This window comes from Bradyrhizobium sp. B120, from assembly GCF_049075665.1.
GTDB lineage: Bacteria > Pseudomonadota > Alphaproteobacteria > Rhizobiales > Xanthobacteraceae > Bradyrhizobium.
Genome location: NZ_CP185242.1, coordinates 4,384,403 through 4,406,287, shown reverse-complemented (window position 1 = coordinate 4,406,287; position 21,885 = coordinate 4,384,403). Strand labels below are relative to the sequence as shown.

At 65.6% G+C, this 21,885-nt stretch carries 18 protein-coding genes; 9 read left to right on the top strand and 9 right to left on the bottom strand.

Features of this window, described 5'->3' with window-relative positions; all coding sequences use genetic code 11:
- Window positions 1-27: 27 nt before the first annotated feature.
- Window positions 28-315, top strand: a complete 288-nt coding sequence (locus tag ACOIX3_RS20130; protein WP_420971549.1) for a hypothetical protein — start codon at window positions 28-30, stop codon at window positions 313-315.
- Between the two features lie 15 nt (window positions 316-330).
- On the opposite strand, the gene mfd is transcribed toward ACOIX3_RS20130, so the two are convergent.
- Entirely contained in the window at window positions 331-3,849 is a 3,519-nt protein-coding gene (gene mfd / locus ACOIX3_RS20125) for a transcription-repair coupling factor (RefSeq protein ID WP_420971548.1), read from the bottom strand.
- On the bottom strand, window positions 3,846-4,136 hold the full coding sequence (locus ACOIX3_RS20120; RefSeq protein WP_194454353.1) for a succinate dehydrogenase assembly factor 2: 291 nt from the start codon (window positions 4,134-4,136) through the stop codon (window positions 3,846-3,848). Before ACOIX3_RS20120 ends, mfd begins: the two co-directional genes overlap by 4 nt.
- A gap of 264 nt (window positions 4,137-4,400) precedes the next feature.
- On the opposite strand from ACOIX3_RS20120, the gene recG reads away from it, so the two are divergent.
- Window positions 4,401-6,509 (top strand): ATP-dependent DNA helicase RecG, encoded by a 2,109-nt coding sequence (gene recG, locus ACOIX3_RS20115; RefSeq protein ID WP_420971547.1) that lies wholly within the window; start codon window positions 4,401-4,403, stop codon window positions 6,507-6,509.
- Window positions 6,510-6,623: 114 nt separating this feature from the next.
- Here recG and ACOIX3_RS20110 read toward each other — a convergent pair whose 3' ends face one another.
- The 3 genes from ACOIX3_RS20110 to ACOIX3_RS20100 form a co-directional block, all read right to left on the bottom strand.
- On the bottom strand, window positions 6,624-7,409 hold the full coding sequence (locus tag ACOIX3_RS20110; protein WP_092114412.1) for a DUF502 domain-containing protein: 786 nt from the start codon (window positions 7,407-7,409) through the stop codon (window positions 6,624-6,626).
- Between the two features lie 196 nt (window positions 7,410-7,605).
- Complete coding sequence (glmS, locus tag ACOIX3_RS20105) at window positions 7,606-9,432, bottom strand: glutamine--fructose-6-phosphate transaminase (isomerizing) (protein WP_420971546.1); 1,827 nt, start codon at window positions 9,430-9,432, stop codon at window positions 7,606-7,608.
- A gap of 174 nt (window positions 9,433-9,606) precedes the next feature.
- Window positions 9,607-10,266, bottom strand: coding sequence for a hypothetical protein (locus ACOIX3_RS20100; protein WP_420971545.1), 660 nt, complete (start codon window positions 10,264-10,266; stop codon window positions 9,607-9,609).
- 94 nt (window positions 10,267-10,360) lie between these two features.
- Between ACOIX3_RS20100 and ACOIX3_RS20095 the strand changes: the two genes are divergently transcribed.
- Complete coding sequence (locus ACOIX3_RS20095) at window positions 10,361-10,681, top strand: GGDEF domain-containing protein (RefSeq protein WP_420971544.1); 321 nt, start codon at window positions 10,361-10,363, stop codon at window positions 10,679-10,681.
- On the opposite strand, the gene ACOIX3_RS20090 is transcribed toward ACOIX3_RS20095, so the two are convergent.
- Together ACOIX3_RS20090 and ACOIX3_RS20085 are read right to left on the bottom strand one after the other, a co-directional pair.
- A complete protein-coding gene (locus ACOIX3_RS20090) occupies window positions 10,663-11,457 on the bottom strand; it encodes an adenylate/guanylate cyclase domain-containing protein (protein ID WP_420971543.1) in 795 nt (264 codons plus the stop codon). The two genes, ACOIX3_RS20095 and ACOIX3_RS20090, sit on opposite strands and share 19 nt — an antisense overlap.
- A 139-nt stretch (window positions 11,458-11,596) precedes the next feature.
- The gene (locus ACOIX3_RS20085; protein WP_420971542.1) at window positions 11,597-12,661 is read right to left on the bottom strand and encodes a carbon-nitrogen hydrolase family protein; all 1,065 of its coding nucleotides are present in this window, start codon (window positions 12,659-12,661) and stop codon (window positions 11,597-11,599) included.
- 161 nt (window positions 12,662-12,822) lie between these two features.
- On the opposite strand from ACOIX3_RS20085, the gene ACOIX3_RS20080 reads away from it, so the two are divergent.
- From ACOIX3_RS20080 to ACOIX3_RS20070, 3 genes are all read left to right on the top strand, one after another.
- Window positions 12,823-13,773 (top strand): LysR family transcriptional regulator, encoded by a 951-nt coding sequence (locus tag ACOIX3_RS20080; RefSeq protein WP_420971541.1) that lies wholly within the window; start codon window positions 12,823-12,825, stop codon window positions 13,771-13,773.
- A gap of 78 nt (window positions 13,774-13,851) precedes the next feature.
- Window positions 13,852-14,142, top strand: a complete 291-nt coding sequence (locus ACOIX3_RS20075) for a DUF485 domain-containing protein (protein WP_420971540.1) — start codon at window positions 13,852-13,854, stop codon at window positions 14,140-14,142.
- A gap of 15 nt (window positions 14,143-14,157) precedes the next feature.
- On the top strand, window positions 14,158-15,741 hold the full coding sequence (locus tag ACOIX3_RS20070; RefSeq protein WP_420971539.1) for a cation acetate symporter: 1,584 nt from the start codon (window positions 14,158-14,160) through the stop codon (window positions 15,739-15,741).
- A 222-nt stretch (window positions 15,742-15,963) separates the two neighbouring features.
- Here the strand turns inward: ACOIX3_RS20070 and glmU are convergent, their stop codons facing one another.
- Window positions 15,964-17,322, bottom strand: a complete 1,359-nt coding sequence (gene glmU, locus ACOIX3_RS20065) for a bifunctional UDP-N-acetylglucosamine diphosphorylase/glucosamine-1-phosphate N-acetyltransferase GlmU (protein ID WP_420971538.1) — start codon at window positions 17,320-17,322, stop codon at window positions 15,964-15,966.
- A gap of 183 nt (window positions 17,323-17,505) precedes the next feature.
- Between glmU and ACOIX3_RS20060 the strand changes: the two genes are divergently transcribed.
- Together ACOIX3_RS20060 and ACOIX3_RS20055 are read left to right on the top strand one after the other, a co-directional pair.
- Window positions 17,506-18,897, top strand: a complete 1,392-nt coding sequence (locus tag ACOIX3_RS20060; RefSeq protein WP_420971537.1) for a hypothetical protein — start codon at window positions 17,506-17,508, stop codon at window positions 18,895-18,897.
- A 95-nt stretch (window positions 18,898-18,992) separates the two neighbouring features.
- Window positions 18,993-19,373, top strand: coding sequence for a hypothetical protein (locus ACOIX3_RS20055; RefSeq protein ID WP_420971536.1), 381 nt, complete (start codon window positions 18,993-18,995; stop codon window positions 19,371-19,373).
- Here the strand turns inward: ACOIX3_RS20055 and ACOIX3_RS20050 are convergent.
- On the bottom strand, window positions 19,333-20,961 hold the full coding sequence (locus tag ACOIX3_RS20050; RefSeq protein WP_420971535.1) for a beta-(1-6) glucans synthase: 1,629 nt from the start codon (window positions 20,959-20,961) through the stop codon (window positions 19,333-19,335). The two genes, ACOIX3_RS20055 and ACOIX3_RS20050, sit on opposite strands and share 41 nt — an antisense overlap.
- A 244-nt stretch (window positions 20,962-21,205) precedes the next feature.
- Between ACOIX3_RS20050 and ACOIX3_RS20045 the strand changes: the two genes are divergently transcribed.
- A complete protein-coding gene (locus ACOIX3_RS20045) occupies window positions 21,206-21,817 on the top strand; it encodes a beta-1-3, beta-1-6-glucan biosynthesis protein (RefSeq protein ID WP_420971534.1) in 612 nt (203 codons plus the stop codon).
- Window positions 21,818-21,885: the final 68 nt, after the last annotated feature.

Sequence of the window (21,885 nt, the reverse complement as noted above, 5' to 3'; positions counted from 1 at the left end):
GCCGTTGACCACCAAGGAAGATGCAGCATGAAGCGCCTGGTGCCCGTTGCCGCCGTTGTGCTCGTCATTTTGGCGGGCGCTGATTTTGTCGCGGCCGCCGAACTGCCGACTTATGAGGTGATGGGCCTCCCGATCACAGCCCTCCAGGTTTCCGTCCTGGGATCGGCTCATGTTCGAGAGGTCTCGCCCATCCCCACTCTGACGTTAGGCGACATGCCCGCCTCTCCTCATCAGATCGCAGTCATGACGGCGCGCCACAACCGTGTCGGGGAGTTGGCCGGGAAGCCGTCCACTGGAACCGGCAAATGCGAATGACGCAGGTGGCTCTCATCAGGCCGCTTTCTTGCTCTCCGCGAGATTGGCGAGCTGACGCAGGATCTCGGTGGTGCCGGCGAGCCGCTCTTCCGGCGTCTCCCAGTCCTGGAAGAACACCACCTTCATGTCCGGCCGCACCTTGGCGGCCTGGCCGTGCTGGCGGATGAACATCACCAGCCGCTCCGGATGGGCGAAGCTGTTGTCGCGGAACGCGATCACGGCGCCCTTCGGACCGGCATCGACCTTCCCGACATTGGCCCTGCGGCAGTAGGCCTTGATCGCGGCGACCTTGAACAAGTAGCGGACCTCGTCCGGCAACACGCCGAAGCGATCGCGCATCTCGGCGGCGAAACTGTCGATCTCGTCATCGGTCTCGAGATCGGCGAGGCGGCGATAGAGCGACAGCCGCACGCTGAGGTCGTTGACGTAATCCTCGGGGATCAGGACCGGCATGCCGATCGTGATCTGCGGCGACCAGCGGTCGGCGGCGGGCTCGGCGACGCCGGCCTTGAGGTTGATGATCGCCTCCTCCAGCATCGACTGGTACAGCTCGAAGCCGACTTCCTTGATGTGGCCGGACTGCTCCTCGCCGAGCAGATTGCCGGCGCCGCGGATGTCGAGGTCGTGCGAGGCGAGCTGGAAACCCGCGCCGAGCGTCTCCAGCGACTGCAACACCTTCAGCCGCCGCTCCGCCTGCGCCGTGATCTTCTGCTGCGCCGGCAACGTGAACAGCGCATAGGCGCGCAGCTTCGACCGGCCCACGCGGCCGCGCAATTGGTAGAGCTGGGCGAGACCGAACATGTCGGCGCGGTGCACGATCAGCGTGTTGGCGTTCGGGATGTCGAGACCGGACTCGACGATCGTGGTCGAGAGCAGGATGTCGTATTTGCCGTCGTAGAACGCGGACATGATGTCCTCGATCACGGTCGGCGGCATCTGGCCGTGGGCGACCGCGACCTTCATCTCCGGCACGTTCTTGTCGAGGAAATCCTTGACGCCGGCGAGGTCCTCGATCCGCGGCACGACGTAGAACGCCTGCCCGCCGCGGTAGCGTTCGCGCAGCAGCGCCTCGCGGATCATCAGGGGGTCGTGCGGCGCGACGAAGGTGCGCACCGCAAGACGATCGACCGGCGGCGAGGCAATGATCGAGAGTTCGCGCACGCCGGTCAGCGCCAGTTGCAGCGTGCGCGGAATCGGGGTGGCCGACAGCGTCAGCACATGGACCTGGGCGCGCAGCTGCTTCAGCCGCTCCTTGTGGCTGACGCCGAAGTGCTGCTCCTCGTCGACGATCAGGAGGCCGAGATCCTTGAACTTGATGGCTTTGCCGAGGAGCGCATGGGTGCCTACGACGATGTCGACGTTGCCGTCGGTGAGCCCCTTCTTGACCTGGTTCAACTCCTTGGTCGACACCAGCCGCGAGGCCTGCGCGATGTTGACCGGGAAGCCGCGGAAGCGCTCGGTGAAGGTCCTGGAGTGCTGCCGCGCCAGCAGCGTGGTCGGGACCACGACCGCGACCTGCTTACCTTCCAGCGCCACGGCGAACGCCGCGCGCAATGCGACCTCGGTCTTGCCGAAGCCGACGTCGCCGCAGATCAGGCGGTCCATCGGGCGGCCGATCTCGAGGTCCTTCAGGGTCGAATTGATGGCCCCTAACTGATCCTCGGTCTCCTCATAAGGGAAGCGCGCGCAGAACTCGTCATAGACATGCGGCTGCAGCGGGAATTTCGGCGCCTCGTGCAGTTGCCGCTCGGCGGCGATCTTGATCAATTCGCCGGCGATCTCGCGGATCCGGTTCTTGAGCTTCGCCTTGCGCGCCTGCCAGCCGCCGCCACCGAGCCGATCGAGCTCGACATTGGCGCTGTCGGAGCCGTAGCGCGACAATAGCTCGATGTTCTCGACCGGCAGGAACAGCTTGGTCTCCGCCGCATAGTGCAGCTCGAGACAGTCATGTGGCGCGCCGGAGACTTCCAGCGTCTGCAGGCCGACGAAGCGGCCGATGCCATGCTCGACGTGGACCACGAGATCGCCGGTCGCAAGGCTCGTCACCTCGGAGATGAAATTGTCGAGCTTGCGGCTCGCCTTGCGCGGCCGCACCAGGCGGTCGCCGAGTATGTCCTGCTCGCTGATGACGGCGAATTCGTCGGTCTCGAAGCCGGACTCCATGCCCACCACGGCCAGCATGGTCTCGTTGCGTGGGGTCGCCTGCACGATCCGCCAGGTGTTGACGCTGGTCGTGTTGAGCAGCTTGTGGTCGCGCAACATCGCGCCCATGCGGTCGCGCGAACCCTCGCTCCACAGCGCGACGATCACCTTCTTGCGCTGCGACTGCAACGCGCCGATATGGCCGACCACGGCCTCGAACACGTTGACATTGCCGTCGGCGCGCTCCGGCGCGAAATTGCGCCCCTGCCGCGCGCCGGCGTCGAACGCGTCGGGCGAGCCTTCCGGCACCGCGAACGGCGTCAGCCGGGCCAGCGGTGCCTCGCCGAGCAGCCTGGTCCATTCCGCCTCGGACAGATAGAGCTTGTCCGGCGGCAGCGGCTTGTAGATCGCGCTGCTGCCGGGATGCTCCAGCGCCTCGCGCCGCGCGTCATAGTAGTCGGCAATCTGCGTGAAGCGCTCGCGCGCGGCGTCCTCGCCCTGCGGCTCGATCGCGATCGTTGCGCCGTCGAGATAGTCGAACAGCGTGTCCATCCGCTCCTGGAACAGCGGCAGCCAGTGCTCCATGCCGGGATGGCGCCGTCCCTCGGAGACTGCTTCATAGAGCTGGTCGTCGCGTCCCGGCGCGCCGAACGCTGCGACATAGCCCATGCGGAAGCGGCGGATGGTTTCGGTCGTGAGCTGGAATTCGGACACCGGCACGAGGTCGAGCCCGCGCATGTCGAGCAGCGTGCGCTGGGTCTCGGCATCGAAGGTACGGATCGACTCCAGAGAGTCGCCGAAGAAGTCGAACCGCACCGGCTGGTCGAGCCCGGCCGGAAACAGATCGAGGATACCGCCACGTACGGCATATTCGCCGGGCTCGCGCACCGTGGACGAGCGGGAGTAGCCATTGTGCTCAAGCCAGGCCACGACCGAGTCCATCGGCACCACGTTGCCGGGCGCAACCGACAGCGCCTGCGCCGCGACCTGATCGCGCGCCGGCACCCGCTGCACGGCCGCGTTCACTGTGGTCAGCACGATCAGCGGCTTGTCGGAGCCGACCAGCCGCGACAGCTTGGCAAGCGCGGTGAGCCGCTGCGCCAGAATGCCGGAATGCGGGGAGACGCGGTCATAGGGCTGGCAGTCCCAGGCCGGAACCTGCATGACGGCGATATCGGGCGCAAAGAACTCCAGCGCGCGGGCGAGCTGCTGCATTCGCGCGCCGTCGCGGCACACCACGGCGAGACTGACCGCCGGCCGCTTCGGCTGCGCGGCAATGGCGCGCGCCAGATCGGAGATGACGAGCCCTTCGGCGCCCTCGGCGACGTTGGCGATGGTCAGCACCCGGCCGGGCGCGAGCATCGCGGCCGGCGATTTCATGGGCTGCTTCATGCGCTGGGATCCGCCACCCGGAATGCCTTGATGCGGGCAAACAGCGCGGTCTGATGCTCGGCAGCCAGCACCTTGTCGCCGGTCAGCGCGGCATAGAGGTCGGGGTCCGGCACCTCGATCAGATGCTCGAGCTCGCCCAGCTCCTGATCGGACAGGTCGGCGATGGTCGAATCGGCAAACCGGCCGAGGATCAGGTCCATCTCCCGGGTGCCGCGATGCCAGCAGCGAAACAAAAGCCGCTTGCGGCGGTCATCGAGCCCCTGGCTCGATCGTGTCGATCCCGTCATGTCCCAAATCCATCGAACGCCAAAAGCCCGGACGTGCCGGGCGGGGCTTGATATAGCGATGGCAGGGGCCGATGTCAGCCCTCTTTCGCCGCGTTTTGGAAGATGCTTTGGGCGCATGCCGTCATTGCCGGGCCTGCGCGCCCGTCGAAGCCTTCGCAGCTCTTGGCGTAGACGGGACCCGGCAATCATGCTCGCTTAAAAAAAGACGTGGATGCCCGGCACAAGGCCGGGCATGACGTGTCGAAACGGACCTAGATTCTCCTGATGCGCCCCAGTCTGCTCAATCCGCTGTTTGCCCAGGTCACGACCCTCCAGGGTGTCGGCCCGAAGCAGGACAAGCTGCTGCGCTATCTGCTGGGCCGCAGCGAGACGCCGCGGCTGGTCGATCTGCTGTTGCATTTGCCGGCGAGCGTGATCGATCGCCGCGCGCGGCCGAAAATCCGCGACGCCGCGGTCGGAACCATGGTGACGCTCGAGGTCACCGTCGACCGCCATCGTCCGCCGCCGCCGCGCAATTCGCGCGCGCCCTACCTCGTCTATGCCAGCGACGACACCGGCGATGTCGTGCTGACCTTCTTCCGCGCTCAGCCCGGCTATGTCGAGAAGCTGCTGCCGGTCGGCGAGAAGCGCTACGTCTCCGGCACGCTGGCGATGTATGACGGCATCCCGCAGATCGTGCATCCCGATCGCGTCGTCGATGAGGCCGGCTTTGCAAAGCTCTCCGGTATCGATCCGGTCTATCCGCTGACCGAGGGGCTCGCGATCGGCTCGCTCCGCCGCGCCATCGCGCAGGCCCTGACCAAGCTGCCGGACATGCCGGAGTGGATCAGTCCCGAAGTGCTGCGCCGCTGCAAGTTTCCGCCTATCAGGGAGGCGTTGACCCGCGTCCATGTTCCGGTCGAATTGACCGACATCCTGCCCGACGGCCCGTTCTGGTCGCGCCTTGCGTTCGACGAACTGCTCGCCGGCCAGCTCGCGCTGGCGCTGGTCCGCGCCACGCTGCGCCGCCCCGCCGGCGTCCGCAACGCCGGCGACGGCCATCTCCGTAACCGGATCATCGATGCCCTGCCCTATGCGCTGACCAAATCGCAGCAGCAGGCGGTCGCGGCGATCATCGAGGACCTGCGCCAGCCGGTGCGGATGCTGCGCCTCGTGCAGGGCGATGTCGGTTCCGGCAAGACCGTGGTGGCGTTGCTGGCGGCCGCTGCCGTCGCGGAAGCCGGCAAGCAGGCCGCGCTGATGGCGCCGACCGAAATCCTGGCGCGCCAGCACATCAAGACCATCGCGCCGCTCGCCGAGAGCGCCGGCATGCGGGTTGCGATCCTGACCGGCCGCGAGAAGGGCAAGGAGCGCCGCGAGCTGTTGGCGCGGCTCGAAGCCGGCGAGATCGATCTGTTGGTCGGTACCCACGCGCTGATCCAGGACGACGTGATCTACAAGGCGCTGGCGCTCGCCGTGGTCGACGAGCAGCATCGCTTCGGCGTGCGCGAACGCCTCGCGCTGACCTCCAAGGGCGAGGCCGTCGATGTGCTGGTGCTGAGCGCGACGCCGATCCCGCGTACGCTGGTGCTGACATACTTTGGCGACATGGACGTCTCGGAGCTGCGCGAGAAGCCCGCCGGCCGCCAGCCGATCGACACGCGCGCGGTGCCGATGAGCCGGATCGAGGATGTCATGGACGGCGTCGGCCGCGCGCTTGGGGCCGGCAAGCTGGTCTACTGGATCTGCCCGCTGGTCGATGAATCCGAGGCCGAGGGCACCGAGCACCTCACCAACGCGACCGAGCGGTTCGAGAGCCTGCGGCAGCGGTTCGGCGATCGTGTGGGCCTGGTGCACGGCCAGATGAAGGGCACCGAAAAGGATCGCGTGATGGCGCAGTTCGCCGCGCACGAGATCGGGCTCCTGGTCGCAACCACCGTCGTCGAGGTCGGCGTCGACGTGCCGGCGGCGACCATCATGGTGATCGAGAACGCCGAACGCTTTGGGTTGGCGCAACTGCATCAGCTGCGCGGCCGCATCGGCCGCGGCTCGGAAGCCTCAACCTGCCTTCTGCTGTACAAGGAGCCGCTCGGCGAGATGTCGAAGGCGCGGCTGAAAGTGATCCGCGAGACCACGGACGGCTTCCGGATCGCTGAGGAAGATCTGAAGCTGCGCGGCGAAGGCGACGTGCTCGGCATCCGCCAGAGCGGCCTGCCCGGTTATCGCATCGCGCGCTCCGAGGTGCACGGCCAGCTCATCACCCAGGCCCGCGACGAGGCGCTGCGGATCATGAAAGACGATCCGAAGCTGAAGGGCGAACGCGGCGAAGCGCTGCGCTGCCTGCTCTATCTGTATGAGCGCGACGAGGCCGTGCCGCTGATCGGCGCGGGCTAGCTGAAAGCCCCGTCATTGCGAGCGAAGCGAAGCAATCCATCCCTCCACGTATGCGGAGCCATAGATTGCTTCGTCGCTTCGCTCCTCGCAATGACGGGGATGGAGTTGGGGCCCCTACTCCACCTTTGCCGGCGCAGGCTGAGTGGCCGGTTGCAGCGAGGCCTGGTTGGCGACGCGCGCGGCGTTGGCCATGCCGGCGAGCGCGGCAGCGCGCTGCTTCTGATCGTTGGCGCCGGGCTGCACCACGCCGGCCGACATGATCAGGGTCGCGGCATCCTCGGTGCTCATCTCGATCTCGATGATCTTGCTCCTCGGCACGTAGAAGAAGAAGCCGGTGGTCGGGTTCGGCGCGCACGGCAGGAACACCGAGATGTGCTCCTCCTCGCCGGGCAGGCTGGCCGCGAGCTCGGCGCTCGGCGCCTGCGAGATCAGCACGATCGACCACATCCCGGGCGATGGAAACTCGACCAGGCCGACGCGGCGGAAGCTCGATCCGTTGCCGGAGAACAGCGTCTCGAACACCTGCTTTAGGCCACGATAGATCGCACGCACCGCAGGGATCCGGCCGAGCAACCGCTCGCCGAGATCGACCAGGGTCCGCCCGATCAGATTGGCGGTGAGGAAGCCGAGCAGCGTTAACGCGATGACGGCGACGATCAGGCCGGAACCCGGCAATCCGAACGGCAGATAGGTCTCCGGCCGGTAGGCCGTCGGTACGAACGGCCGGACCAGATTGTCGACCCAGTTCACGAACCACCAGGTCAGATAGAAGGTGATCGCGATCGGCCCGGCCACCACCAGGCCGGTCAGGAAATAGTTGCGGAACCGCGCCATGAGCCCGCGGGGAGCGTCCGGAGGCAGTTCACCTGGCGCGTGGGGAGGCACTTTGTTGGACGTCATTGCTGTTCCAGATCGTCGAAGCGGCCGTCCTCACCAGCATGATCCGGAAAAGTGCGCCGCGGATTTCCGAAAAGATCGTGCATAAACAAAAGGCTAGCGCGAGATGATGATCCTGTCCCGAACTTCGGTGCGCAGCACCCTGAGCTAAGCCATTCTAGCAGGTTTTTGAAGGGCTGCGTGACAGCGTCACTTGCGGCTATTCGACCGTGACCGATTTGGCCAGATTCCTGGGCTGATCCACGTCGGTGCCCATCACGACGGCCGTGTGGTAGGCGAGCAGCTGCACCGGAACCGCATACACGATCGGCGCGAAGGTCGCCCCCATGTCCGGCATCACGATCGTCACCAGCGACTGGATGGTGGCTTCCGCGGCGCCCTTGGCGTCGGTCATCAGGATGATCTTGCCGCCGCGGGCGGCGACCTCCTGCATGTTGGACACGGTCTTCTCGAACACCTTGTCATAGGGCGCGATCACCACGACCGGCATGTGCTCGTCGATCAGCGCGATCGGACCGTGCTTGAGCTCGCCGGCGGCATAGCCCTCGGCATGGATGTAGGAGATCTCCTTCAGCTTCAGCGCGCCTTCCAGCGCCAGCGGATAGCTGGTGCCGCGGCCGAGATAGAGCACGTCGCGCGATTTCGAGATCTCGCGCGCCAGCTTCTCGATCTGCAGCTCGGACGTGAGCGCTTCTGACATCAGGCGCGGGATTTCAACCAGGCCATGCACCAGCTTGGCCTCGTCGGCATCGGAGAGCTCGCCGCGCGCCTTGCCGGCGGCAACCGCAAGCGCGGCCAGCACCATCAGCTGGCAGGTGAACGCCTTGGTCGACGCAACGCCGATCTCGGGACCGGCGAGCGTCTGCAGCACGGTCTCGCTTTCGCGCGCGATCGTCGAGGTCGGCACGTTGACGACCGAGAGCGTGTGCGCGCCCTGCGACTTGGCGTAGCGCAGCGCCGCCAGCGTGTCCGCGGTCTCGCCGGACTGCGAGATGAAGATCGCAAGGTCGCCCCTGCGCAACGGCGCCTCGCGGTAGCGGAATTCGGAGGCGACATCGAGCTCGACCGGAACGCGTGCCAGCCGCTCCAGCCAGTATTTTGCGACAAAGCCGGCATAGCTCGCGGTGCCGCATGCCGTGATCGAAATGCGCTGGATATCCTTGAAATCGAACGGCAGCTTGATCGGCAGGGCGACACGCTCGGTCGCCATGTCGACGTAGCGGGCGAGCGTGTGCCCGACCACTTCGGGCTGCTCGTGGATCTCCTTCGCCATGAAGTGGCGATAGTTCGCCTTGTCGACCAAAGCCGTCGCGGTGGTGTGCTTGATCGCCTCGCGATGGACGATGGCGTTGTCCTTGTCGAAGATCGTCGCGCCCTTGCGGGTCAGCACCACCCAGTCGCCGTCCTCGAGATAGCTGATCGTATCGGTGAACGGCCCGAGCGCGATCGCGTCCGACCCGAGATACATCTCGCCCTCGCCATGGCCGACCGCGAGCGGCGGGCCGTTGCGGGCGCCGATCATCAGATCGTCCTCGCCGGCGAAGATGAAGCCGAGCGCGAACGCGCCGCGCAACTGCGACAGCACCGCCCTCACCGCCTCGACCGGCGCAACGCCGCCCTTGAGCAGGTTGTCGACCAGATGCACCACGACCTCGGTGTCGGTCTCGGTCGAGAACACGGCGCCCTTGTGCTCGAGATGCTCGCGCAGCTCGCGGAAATTCTCGATGATGCCGTTATGCACCACGGCGACGCGTTCGGTGGCGTGCGGATGCGCGTTGTTCTCGGTCGGCCGGCCGTGGGTGGCCCAGCGGGTGTGGCCGATGCCGGTGTGGCCGCCGAGCGGCTTGGCCTCGAGCCGGGCCTCGAGATTCTTCAGCTTGCCCTCGGCGCGGCGCCGCGCCAGGCCGCCGTTCTCCAGCGTGGCGACACCTGCGGAATCATAGCCGCGATACTCCAGCCGCTTGAGCGAATCCACCAGTTGCTCCGCGACCGGAGCGCGTCCAAGAATGCCGACGATGCCGCACATGCGGTTCAATGTCCCCAAAATCGCCGAAAATTTGCCAAAGCGGCGACACGGTCCCTTAACGGGAATCGCCGGTCGCAAGATACTCAATAATTATTGCCGATTGCGACAGTCTTAAACGGCAAGGTTGATGCGAAAGGCTGGTTAATCGGGGCTAACCAGTTTGGCAAGAGCGCGTCACGGAACACTCGCCGGGACGGGCCAAGGTTTCGCCTCCCAGATCGAGGTCCATTCTTGACCCGCGCCACACACTGGCGCGCGGACCTCGACACGAACCACGACAAAGCTTTCGCGATTGGTCACGCCCAGCCGATAGACGTGCCGCAGACGTGTGCTGGGGCACTCGTCCGTTGAAGTTTCGGCCTCAAACAGGCCAGTGTCTTCCTTCCATGTGATAATGCCCGGAGTATCGGTCGTGCCGAACCCCTGCGCCGCCATGTAGGGAAATTCCAGTAGCTTTGGCCTGCTCACATCGGAGAGGTCGAACGCGCGATCCGATCCCGTCACGGAAGATCGACAGAACATGAGCGCGAGACGGTGGCCCGCCACTTTCATAACGCGCACCGGCAGCTTTTCGATGTCATCCTTGTATTTGCAGCTGGATTGCTCGGCCGCAAGTGCAAGCATTCTTGGCACCAAGGCCGGATCGGAAATTTCAAAGTCCGTGCGCCCGTTGGCAAGGCTGCTCCATTCGCGGAGCGCCACACGTCGTGTATCAACGCTTGAAGTTTCATCGCCGCGCGCAATCGACACGATCGCCAAGTTACCCACCAGAAGGCACGCGAATATCGCGAAGATGGCGTGTGTCCCAACACCCCGACAAAGCGCTTTCGTCACTCCGGCCTCCGATTTGCTATGCCCCGCAGCGCTCGACCAACGGTCCGACCGGGAAACGGATTAAGCTGTCACCCGCGGTTCCCATCCCTTTAGCATGAAGCCAAACGTCGCGGCACGCCCAGACCATGGCCGCGGCAAACGCGACAGATCACGTCAACCCACCGTTAACGCCTTTCGGAGAACGTGCCGCCGCCGGAACGACACCTATGGGCACGCCGTCGGCGACACGGTGCTTGGCGGCGGTCGCGGACTCCGCGCGCTACGCGGCTCCGACGTGATCGGCCGGCTCGGCGGCGAAGAATTCGGCATCCTGCTGCCGCACACCAGGCTCGACCAGGCGATGGGCGTGCTCGAGAGCGTTGATCGCAACACGGCGTCCACTCCTGCAGGACGCCCTTATTGTTCGACCCGGTAGAGCCGCCAGCGCTCCGGCACGCCTTTGAGCTGGTGCGCGCCGCGATCCTTGAAGCGGATTTCGGACTCCCGCATCAGGTCCTTGACTGCGCTCGAGACCAGCACCTCGCCGGCACGCGCCTTGGCGGCGACGCGCGCACCGATGTGAAACGCGAGACCGATGACCTCCGCGCCGCTCACCTTGTATTCGCCCGCGTGTAATCCCACCCTGATCTCGAGCCCGAGCGTGCGCACCGCCTTGACGATCGCGGTCGCGCAACTGATCCCGGCCGCCGGCGCGCGGAACGTCGCCAGCACACCGTCTCCCGTCGTGACGACCTCCTTGCCGCGCAAGGCCTTCAGCTCCCGGCGAACGGCGGCGTAGTAGTGATTCATCACCGTCGCCCAGCGCGAGTCGCCGAGCCGCGCGGCCTTTTCGGTGGATCGGACGATGTCGACAAAGAGGATCGTGGCAAGCGCCTGTTTGAGCTCCGAGCCTCGGTCGGAGGTCCGACGCCGGTTCGCAATATTTCCCGTCAGCGGTTCATAGCTATGGCTGCGCCGTCGCGCGATGGCGGCCTTGGCGTAGTCCTGGGCACGCGGCACCGTGCGGCAGCGGACGGTTTTTTCCTGCGGTGGAAACGTCCAGTAGACCTTGCGTCCGGCTCCAGCGCCCTGAACCTCCACGGCGCCCCATTTCAGGAAAACCGTCGAGCCGGCCCGTCGAATGCACCATGCCTTCGACGTGTATCCGGACACGTTCGACTGATGGACTCCGATGCGAAGGAATTTGGGCATGAGCGTCCGGCCGATCGAACGAGCGCTTGGGGGCTAACCTGGACTAAAGCTAGCCATACATTTCCGCATTGGCAACGGTGCTCGTTTCCGCACCGATCGAAAGCGCCGGTCTCTGCGATGTCCGAGGTCCAGCTCTTCGTCAGCTCCGGTATTCGCGCCTCTGCCCATTCGATACGGCGTCAGCGTCGACGGACAAAATTGCCTCGTCCTCAGCTTTCGCCATCGGCTGTTCATCATCGCGAAATCGTGCCGGGGTCAGCCGGCTGCGGTCGACGGTCATGCCGAAGATGTCGAAGCGGTTGTAGTAGCCGACCACGTCGTGAAACTGCTTCGGCTCGACACAGCGATTGAGGTCGATCTCCGCGTAGGCGATCCCTTCCTGGTCCTGCAATTCATCGCCGAAGACACCACCCGTCGGATCGACGAAGAAGCTCGCCGCACGCGGCGTCTGGTCGATCACGTCGGCGATGGTTCTGTCGCGCTCGATGAGGAACGCCCGCATCGGCTGGTCCATGTAGCCGGCGGTGACGATCCCGAATACCTTGGCTTCGAAGCAATGTGCGCTGGCCCGGATGCGGTTGGCGGCGACGTTGTCGAAATTGCCGCCGCCTGCCGGGCGCCGGGTGGGCCACATCGGCGGCCAGCTCGAGATGTGCACCTGCTCGCCTTGCGCCATCAGTGCGAAGCGGGCCAACGGATTGGTGTTCTCGCCACAGATCAACCCACCGATCCGGCCCTGCCGTGTCTCCGCGACCTTGAGGCCCGCGCCGTCGCCCGACGACCACACCAGCTTCTCATAGAAGGTCGGAACCAGCTTGCGGTGATGAACCAGTATATCGCCGGTCTCGCCGATCATCAGGTTCGAGTTCCATAGCCCGCCAACGCTGACGGCCGAGCGCTCGCTGATGCCGATCGAGACGGTGACGCCGAGGCCGCGCGCCTCGGCGCACAGCCGCGCCACTTCCGGTCCGTCCACCAGCACGGACTGCTCCGCCATCCGCACGAACAGGTCGTGATTGTCGATCGGCGGCCACAGCGCGGCCCAGACCGGAAAGGCGGGAATGTAGGTTTCGGGAAACGCGATCAGCTCGGCGCCGGCCCTGGCAGCCTCGCGCATGATGGCGATCGCCTTTTCGGTGGTCGCCCGGCTGTCGAGGAAGACGGGCGCGGCGTGGACGGCAGCAGCCTTGAAACGAGGGAGCATGACGAAAATTCCGGCTAGGACCAGGGAGGCGAAGCGGTATCATCGCTGCCTTCCCGGCATGCATGGGAATTGTCGCAAGGTCGGTTGCAAAGGATCGGAGCCGCCGCGCGTTGGAACGGGAATTGCTTTGCTGACAGGGGCCGTAAATCCGGAGGCAGGTCATGTTCGATACGATCAACTGGGACGATTTGCGGGTCTTTCTCTGTGCCGCGCGCGCCGGAAATCTGAGTCAGACAGCAAAGCGGCTGCGGCTGGATCATTCCACCGTGAGCCGGCGGATCGCCCAGATGGAAGCGTCTCTCGGGATTGCGGTGTTCGAACGCCACCGCACCGGGCTCAAGCTCAACGAAGTCGGCGAGCGGTTGCTGCGTCATGCCGAGCGGGTCGAGAGCGCGGTGATCGCCATTCGCGAGGAGGCCAGCGCCAGCGACACCCAGGAACTCGTCGGGACCGTGCAGCTCGCCACCATGGAGGGGATCGCCTCGCTCTATCTGGCGCAACGCTTTGCGAAACTGCGGCGCACCGCGCCACAACTCGCCGTCGAGCTCGTCACATCAGCGCAGACGGTCTATGTGCACAAGCGCGAAGCCGATCTGTTCGTGTCCTTCTTCCGGCCACCCGGTCCGGGCCTGATCTCCGAGCGCATCGGCAAGTTTCGGCTCGGGCTATTCGCCAGCCAGAGCTATCTCGACAATCACGGCATGCCTGCAAGCCTTCGCGACCTCGCCGATCATTGGTTCGTCTCCTATATCGAGGATCTGATCCAGGTCGATTCCGTACGCTGGCTCGCCGACGTCATCGAGGAGCCGAAGGTCGCCTTCCACTCCAACAGCATGATCGCACAGATGAACGCCGCGTCGGGCGGCCTCGGCATCGTCATGCTGCCGAGCTTTGCCACCAACGACCGGCCCGACCTGATCCCCGTGCTGCCCACCCTCGCCGGCACTTTTCGCGAGGTCTGGCTCAACGTCCACAGCGACCTGCAATTTGCCCCGCGCATCCGCGCCGTCCGCGCGTTTTTGAAGAATACGCTGAAGCAGGACCCCGACATGCAGGTCACGCTGGCCGATGCCCTGCCGCAGCCGCGCACGGCAGATTGCAAAAATCCATAGTTCCCTTCCATCGGAGCCCGGCTGAAGCTCGTCCGATTGGCGCAAGGTAGCGCGCGCTGAAGTTTTGAGGGGGCAAGCATGAACGTGGTTATTCCCGGCAATTCCGATCCGGCGCCGAGCGTCAGGGCCTTGGCCAAGAAGCGGATGATCGTCGCGCTCGTGCTCAGTGCCGCGATGATCGTGATCTATTTCGGCTTCATGGGGCTGTTCGCGTTCGACAAGCCGCTGCTCGGCACCATCCTGGTGCCCGGCCTGTCGCTCTGCATTGTGCTCGGCCCGCTCGTCATCATCTCCTCCTTCGCGCTCTGCCTGGTCCACGTGCTGTGGGCGAACCGGGTGTTCGATGCCGGCATCCGCAATCTTCGCTAAAGGGACCAGAGCAAGATGGGCAGCAGCACGCTTTCGATCGGGTTCTTCTTCGCCTTCATGGCGTTGACACTGGCGATCACCTATTGGGCCGCGCGGCGCACGCGCACCACCGAACACTTCTTCGCCGCCGGCGGCCAGGTCACGCCGTGGCAGAACGGCTGGGCACTCGCAGGTGATTTCCTGAGTGCCGCCGCCCTGCTCGGCATTGCCGGCATCGTCACCTCCAACGGCTTCGACGGCATGATCTATTCGATCGGATGGCTGGTCGGCTGGCCGATCATCCTGTTCCTGATCGTCGAACCGTTGCGCAACGTCGGCCGCTTCACCTTCGCCGACGTCGTGGCCTATCGGCTGCGCCAGCGCCCGGTGCGCCTCGCCGGCGCCGTCGGGACACTCGCCGTCATCCTGTTCTACCTGATCGCCCAGATGGTCGCGACGGGATCGCTGATCAAGCTGCTGTTCGGCCTGCCCTACACCTGGTCGGTCGTCGTGGTCGGCAGCGTCATGCTGGTCTATGTGCTGTTCGGAGGCATGTTGGCGACGACATGGGTGCAGGTGGTGAAGGCTGCGCTGCTGATGGGCGGCGGCATCCTGCTCGCCTTCCTCGTGTTGACCCATTTCGAGATGAACCCGCTCAAGCTGTTCGCCGCAGCGTCCGAGAAATACGGCACCAAGGTGCTGCAGCCGGGATCGAAGGTGGTCTCGGGCCAATGGGACGCCATCTCGCTCGGGCTCGGCCTGATGTTCGGCACCGCCGCGATGCCGCATGTGCTGATGCGGGCCTATACGGTGAAGGATGCCAAGGCCGCGCGGCTGTCGATCCTCTATGCCACCGGCCTGATCGGCGTCTTTCATCTCATGGTCTTCATCATCGGCTTTGGCGCCATGGTGCTGGTCGGCGCCGACGCGGTGGCAAAGGCCGGAGGCGGCGGCAACATGGCAGCGCCGCTGCTCGCGCTCACGGTCGGCGGCAACGCCTTCTTCGGCTTCATCTGTGCGGTCGCATTCGCGACCATGCTCGCCGTCGTCGCCGGACTGACCTTGTCGGGCGTCGCCACGCTCTGCCACGACGTCTGGACCAATGTGATCCGCAACGGCAGCGCTTCCGAGGCCGAGCAGCTCAAGGTCGCGCGCGTCGCGACCGTCATGATTTCGATCTTCGCCATCTTTCTCGGCATCGCGTTCGAGGGCCAGAACGTCGCCTTCATGGCCGGCCTCGCGTTCTCGATCGCCTGCGCCGCCAACTTCCCCTCGCTGGTGCTCGCCATCGCCTGGCGCCGCTTCACGACGCCCGCAGCCGTGGCGAGCATCCTCGTCGGCACGCTGAGCTCGCTGGTGCTGATCTATCTGTCGCCGACCATCCAGGTCGACATTCTCGGCAAGCCGCTGGCGGCGATCGAGCATCAATGGTGGTTCGTGTCGCTGCGCAATCCGGCGATCATCAGCATGCCGCTATCGTTCGCGGTCGCGATCCTGCTGTCGCTGGTCACGCGGGAGAAGAACGCAAATCTCGCCTTTGACGAGATGCAGCGGCGCATCCTGCTCGGACCGGTTCAGCCGAACACCAGCGCGCAGGGCCAGGTGAAGAGTGCGGCCTGAACAGCGCCGCGCAGGGCGAGATGTCGCGATAGCTCACATATCGTGCAACACATTCGCTGTCGTCCCTGCGAAAGCAGGGACCCATAACCACCGACGGTCATTGTTTCGCGATGCTGGAACGACGAGTCCCGCCTCCAACGTCGGCCGCGGAGTATGGGTCCCTGCTTTCGCAGGGACGACATCCTATCGTGGAGGCAAACTCGGGGTCACGTCGAGGGAAGATCACTTCCCCTTCGCGGCCTTCGCCTTCAGCTTCGCCGCGCGATAGCGGGCGGCGCCGCCTTCGCGGATCGACTGCTCGCTGCGCTCGAGCGCCATCGCGTCGTCGGGGACGTCCTTGGTGATGACCGAGCCCGAGCCGATATAGGCGCCCTTGCCGATCGTCACTGGCGCGACCAGCGAGGTGTTGGTGCCGATGAAGGCGCCCTCGCCGATCAGCGTCTTGTGCTTGAGGAAGCCGTCATAGTTGCAGGTGATGGTGCCGGCACCGAGATTGGAATTGGCGCCGACATGGGCGTCGCCGACATAGGAGAGATGGTTGACCTTGACGCCGGCCTCCAGCGTCGCGGCCTTGGTCTCGACGAAATTGCCGATCCGCGCGCCGTCGCCGAGCGAGGTGCCGGGCCGCAGCCGCGCATAGGGACCGACTGACACCTTCTTGCCGATACGGGCCTCGACGATGTGCGAGAAGGAATGGATCACGGCGCCGTCGTCGATCGACACGCCCGGTCCGATCACCACGAACGGCTCGATCACGACGTCCTTGCCGAATTTGGTGTCGGCGGCGAGATGGACAGTGTCCGGCGCGATCAGGGTCACGCCGGCCTCGAGCGCCTGCTTGCGCAGCCGCGCCTGCATCACCGCCTCCGCCTCGGCGAGCTGTGCCTTGGTGTTGATGCCGCGCACTTCATCTTCGCTGGTTTCGATCACGACGGCCTCCAGTCCCAATTCCCTGACGATGCCGACGGCATCGGTCAGATAATATTCGCCCTTGGCGTTGGCATTGCCGATCTTCTCGATGATCGCGAGCGCCTTGCTGCCGTCGAACGCCATCACGCCGGCATTGCACAGCGTGATCTTGCGCTCCTCGGGGCTGGCATCGGCATGCTCGCGGATCGCAACCAACTTGCCGTTCTCGGTCACCAGCCGGCCGTAGCCGGTCGGGTCGGCGGCGTGGAAGCCGAGCACCGCAAGCGCGGCGCCTTCGCGCAGCGGCGCGCGCATCCGCGCAAAGGTCTCGGCCGAGATCAGCGGCGTGTCGCCGAACGCGACCAGCAGGTCGTCGGCGCCCCGGGCGAGCGCCTCGCGCGCCGCCAGCACCGCATGCGCCGTGCCGAGCCGCTCGCGCTGCACGAAGGTCTGCGCATCGGGCCGCATCCGGCAGGCCTCGGCGGCGACCGCCTCGTGGTCGGGGCCGATCACGACCGCAAGCTGCGATCCCTCGCCGGAGGCTGCGGCATCGAGCACATGCGCCAGCAGCGACTGCCCGGCCACCGGGTGCAGCACCTTCGGCAGCGACGAGCGCATCCGCGTGCCCTCTCCGGCCGCAAGCACCACTGTCAGGCTCGTACGCGCAGTCATTCGGCATCCTCGATGGTTCGCGCAGTCAGCTGCGCAACGCTTTCTTTGAGGCCGTCTTTAATTGTTTTCCCCGGCAGAAGAAACCGATTCGCCTCCGTGGCCTCTCAGATTCAAGTTCCCGGTCCATTTCCTGTTAATCTTTGCCTCGTGATTCGGCGGGCCTTGAGGAGGGCCAAGCGGGCTTTGGCCAAAGATCCCGACAATCTGGCGGCGGATTTCGACACCGAGAGTACCACCGGCTTTTTGGCCGAGGAGGATGCTTTCGATCGCCGCATGCTGTGGCGGCTCGGCTCGTGGGGCGTGGCTGCGGTCGGCGCCGTCGCCATCGCCGTGATGGCCAACCAGTCCGCGCTGACGTTGCGGCGCGACCAGGTCGCCGCATCTGATATCGCGCGCCAGGCTCAACAGTTGCAGACGCTGGCGAAGGAGAGCCACAACGAGACGCGCCGGCTGGCATCCGCGATCGATACGCTCAATGGCGACCGCGACCGGCTGTATTCGCGCGTCACCACGCTGGAACAGGGGCTCGACTCCGTGACCGGGACGATCGCGAGACAGCCGGTGGCAGCCGTGCCGGCAGCACCACCAACTCCGGCAGCGACACCTGCTACGCCGCTCGCTTCAGCCAATTCGGCGCCCGCGGTGGCTGCACCCGCCGTCGCCGCCGTCGCAACGACGCCGCCTGCCGCATCGGACAAGCCGGCCGCGGCCGACAAGGTGGTGGCATCCATCGACAGCAAGGCGCCGGCGCCGGTCGAGAAGCCGGTTGCTGCGGCCGAGAAGCCCGCAGCGGCCGACAAGAAGCCGACGGCCACCGCGAGCAGGCCGCAGGTTGCTGCGGAGAAGCCGTCGGCCCCCGAGAGCTCGGCGCCGGTTGTTTCTGCCTCCGCCCCATCAGTTGCCAGTCCGATGAGCGCCGCGGCCGCCGCGGCCAGTACCGACGAAATAAAGGCGGCCACGCCGGCGCCCGTGGCCACGCCGGCTGCGGACAAGCCGCTGATGGCATCGCGCGATCCCGCGCCGAGCAAGGCAACCGAGGCGCCCAAGCCGCCGACCGCCAATGATGTCAACGCCGCGCCGATCCCGCCGCTCGTGATCACACCGGATCCGGACTCCGACGTCGAAGACGATGCGCCGAAGGCGCAGATCCAGCGCACCGAGTTCGGCATCGATCTCGGCACCGCAAATTCGGTCAACGGATTGCGCGCGCTCTGGCGCAGCCTCTTGAAGTCGAAGGCCAACGCGCCGCTGGCCGCGCTGCGGCCGATCATCGTCATCAAGGAGAACAGCAACGGGCTTGGCATGCAGTTGCGCCTGGTGGCTGGACCGCTGAACGACGCCGGGACCGCCGCCAGGATTTGCGCCGGCCTCAGCCTGGTCCAGCGGACCTGCGAGACGGCGATCTATGACGGCCAGCGGTTGGCCCTGAACGAGCCGCCAGCCGGAGCCAAGCCGGCCTTGCCGCACCGGCGGGCCGCGCCGAGGCGCACGGTCGCACCGCCGCAGCCGGTTGCCGAGGAAAAGAAGCCGGAGCCGACGACAATCTCCTCGATGTTCCGGCGGAACAGCCAATAATCATGTCCAGCAAAGGATTGCGGCCAAATTCTCAACCGATTTCGCTGCTCTGACCTAGCCTTGTCCGAAACCCCGTTCCCGACCATAGTGCCGCGATGACAAAACCTCCGTTCCGCCTCTCCCCCTATCAGGTCCAGTTCCTGATGGTCGTGGGCTTCGTCACCATCGGCTATGCGCTGTACGTGCGGTATCTCGCGATCGAATTCTCGCCGGTTGCATTGGCGTGCGACGCCGGCACGCAGACCATGCTGTGCAAGGCCCGCGCGCTGTCGACCGTGCTGTTCAAGAACTCGGTGTTCGGGATCACGGCGCTGGTGATTGCGGTGCTGAACCTGACGCGGCCGTCGATCGTGCTGCTCACGGTCGGCTTGATCGCAGCCGCGCTCGGGATCGTGCTCTACAACGTCGTGCTGTCGGGGCTCGCGATCGGGCTGTTCATCCTGGGTTTTGCGCGGCCCGCGCCCGCCACAGCGTAGCGGCGAGCAGGAGGTACATCACGCAGGTCCAGTCCGACTGCCAGTTGATCGTGCCCTCGTTGAACATCGTGTAGAGGGCGGCGATCGCCAGCAGGCCGGCGAACACGGATTCTGCCAGCGGGCGGATACCTTCCTTCGGACGATTGAACATGGTGAGCAGCGCGAACGGCACCACTGCCATGGTCAGCGAAGCGTACGGAAAATCGCGGTAGCGCGGATCGAAGGCGAAGCCGAGCGCGGTCTCGGCTGCGATCACCGTAGTGATGACCAGCACGATCGCCAGCAACGCGCCGATCGCGCCCTTGCCGCGATAGTCGCGCGGCCCGACCAGCTCCAGGAAGGTCGGCAGCGAGCGCCCGGCGATCAGCGCATGCGCCGTCAACAAGGGCGAGGCTATCGCGGCAGCGAGCAGCACGCCCCAATGCAGCCAGCCGCCGACGCCGTAGCTCTCATAGTACATCTTGTCGCCGGCGATCCCGAGCAGCGCCCCCGCCGTCGTCGCCGAAATCGCGACCGCGATCCAGGCCGACGGCCGCGGCGTCCAGGGCCGGCGCCGCAGCGTCAGCCAGGCCGCGAGGAAGGTGGCGATCGACAGCGCCATACCGCCGGCCATCTGCAGCTTCCACTCCGGATAGTTGCTGATCGCAACGCCGGGCGGGTACTTCACCTGCCGCTTGATCGCATCGAACAGGCCCCAATTGCCGCCGACCGTGCCCTCGAGCTTGCGCTTCCAGGGCTGGTCATAGGCCTCGATCAGGTTGACCCGGAAACCCTCGCGCTTGGCGAGATCGAGGATCTCGGACACCACCCGCGCCTGGTTGGTGCGCGACGGCAAGGCGCCCTCCCGCATCCGTCCTGCGCTCGGCCAGCCGGTCTCGCCGATCAGGATCTCCTTGCCCGGGAACGTCACCGCCATCCGCTTGCGGATATCGTCGACATGCGCCGCGGCGTACTTCGCCTTGATCGGGACGTCCTCCCAATACGGCAGGATGTGAATGGTGACGAAATCGACCGCGTCATAGATCTCGCGGTTCTTCACCCAGTATTCCCAGACGTCGGCGTAGGTGACGGGGAGATTGCCCGCCGCCGCCTTCACCGCGCGGATGTTGCCGGCAAGATCGGTGGCGGTCATCTCGCCGCGCAGCAGCACCTCGTTGCCGACGATCAGCGAAGTGACGACACCGGGATATTCCTTGGCGAGCCGGACCGCGATCGCGATCTGCTGCAGATTCTTGAAGCGGTTGCTGCTGAGCCAGATGCCCTGCATCACCTTCAGCCCGACCTTGGCCGCCACGCTGGGGACCTGGTCGAGGCCGTTCTCGATCGAATAGGTCCGCACGCAATCAGTGACCTTGGCGAGATCGGCGAGGTCCTGCTCGATCTGCTCGACCGGAATCTGCGTGGTCGGATCGAGCGGCGTCTGGGCGCCGCGGAACGGCGTGTAGGACACGCATTGCAGCTTTGCGGCAGGATCGATCGGCGCACGCGCGAGTGTAATCGGCGTGGCGAGCCACCACCACACAGATGCAATCACGGCGAGCGAGATCAGGAGAAGCGCCAGCGGCGTACGAAGCGAAATCGGTTCCATCCTCCGGGGGACCGTCGAATTAGCCGGTCACGGCCCGTCTGCCAAGTCCAGGAATCGGTCAATACCATGGTTGTCCTGCGACAGTTTTGCGCTGGGTCGATAAAGTTGTGAGTTTGCTGGACAAAATACCAAATTCCAGTCATGGGATTCCGCCACAGTCTCCGCCGCACTGGAGACCTATTTGGACGGCATCACGCGAGCCGTTAGGATGATCCCGCAGGGGCCGGAACATATCGGGGAATGCATGCGTCGACGGCTGCTTGAGTTGAAGAACACTGCTTTGCGCCATCTTACCGTAACGGGCCTCGTCACAGCGCTCGCGCTCTTGAACGGAGCTGGCGGCGCGTTTGCCCAGAGCGGTACGCCGAATCCGCCTGATCAGGCCAAACAGCAGCCTGGACAGCCCGACGCCAATGCCAACGCCGTGCGGGAGGCCAACCAGCGCAAGGTCGAGGAATTCGTCGAGGCCCAGCAGGCCATCAACGGCCCGGCCGGCAATCCGGAATGCGTCTGGCTCGGCCGCCGCGTGGTCCGCCTGATGTGGAACGACGACCTCGACACTGCGTTCCGCCATCTCGACCTCTACGACCGGTTCGGCTGCCCCGGCGGCCACGTCCAGGCCGCCTTCCGCTGCCTGACCCGGTTCGGCGCCCAGATCGACGACAAGGTGCGCGGCAGCCTCGACGGCCGCATCCACGCCTGCTGGATCAACCCGGGTGCCCAGCCGCAGGCCGCGGCAGCCGCCGCCGCGCCCACCCCGGCGCCGTCGACGGCCGGCAATGCCGCGCCCGCGCCGGCCGCCTCGCCCTCGCCTGCGCCGACACCGTCGGCGACACCGGCGCCGGCATCGAAATAGCCGCATGGCGCGATCGGATCCGGCCGCGATTTTTTTCGCGGCTGGAACGGCTTGCGCCCTTAAAACGC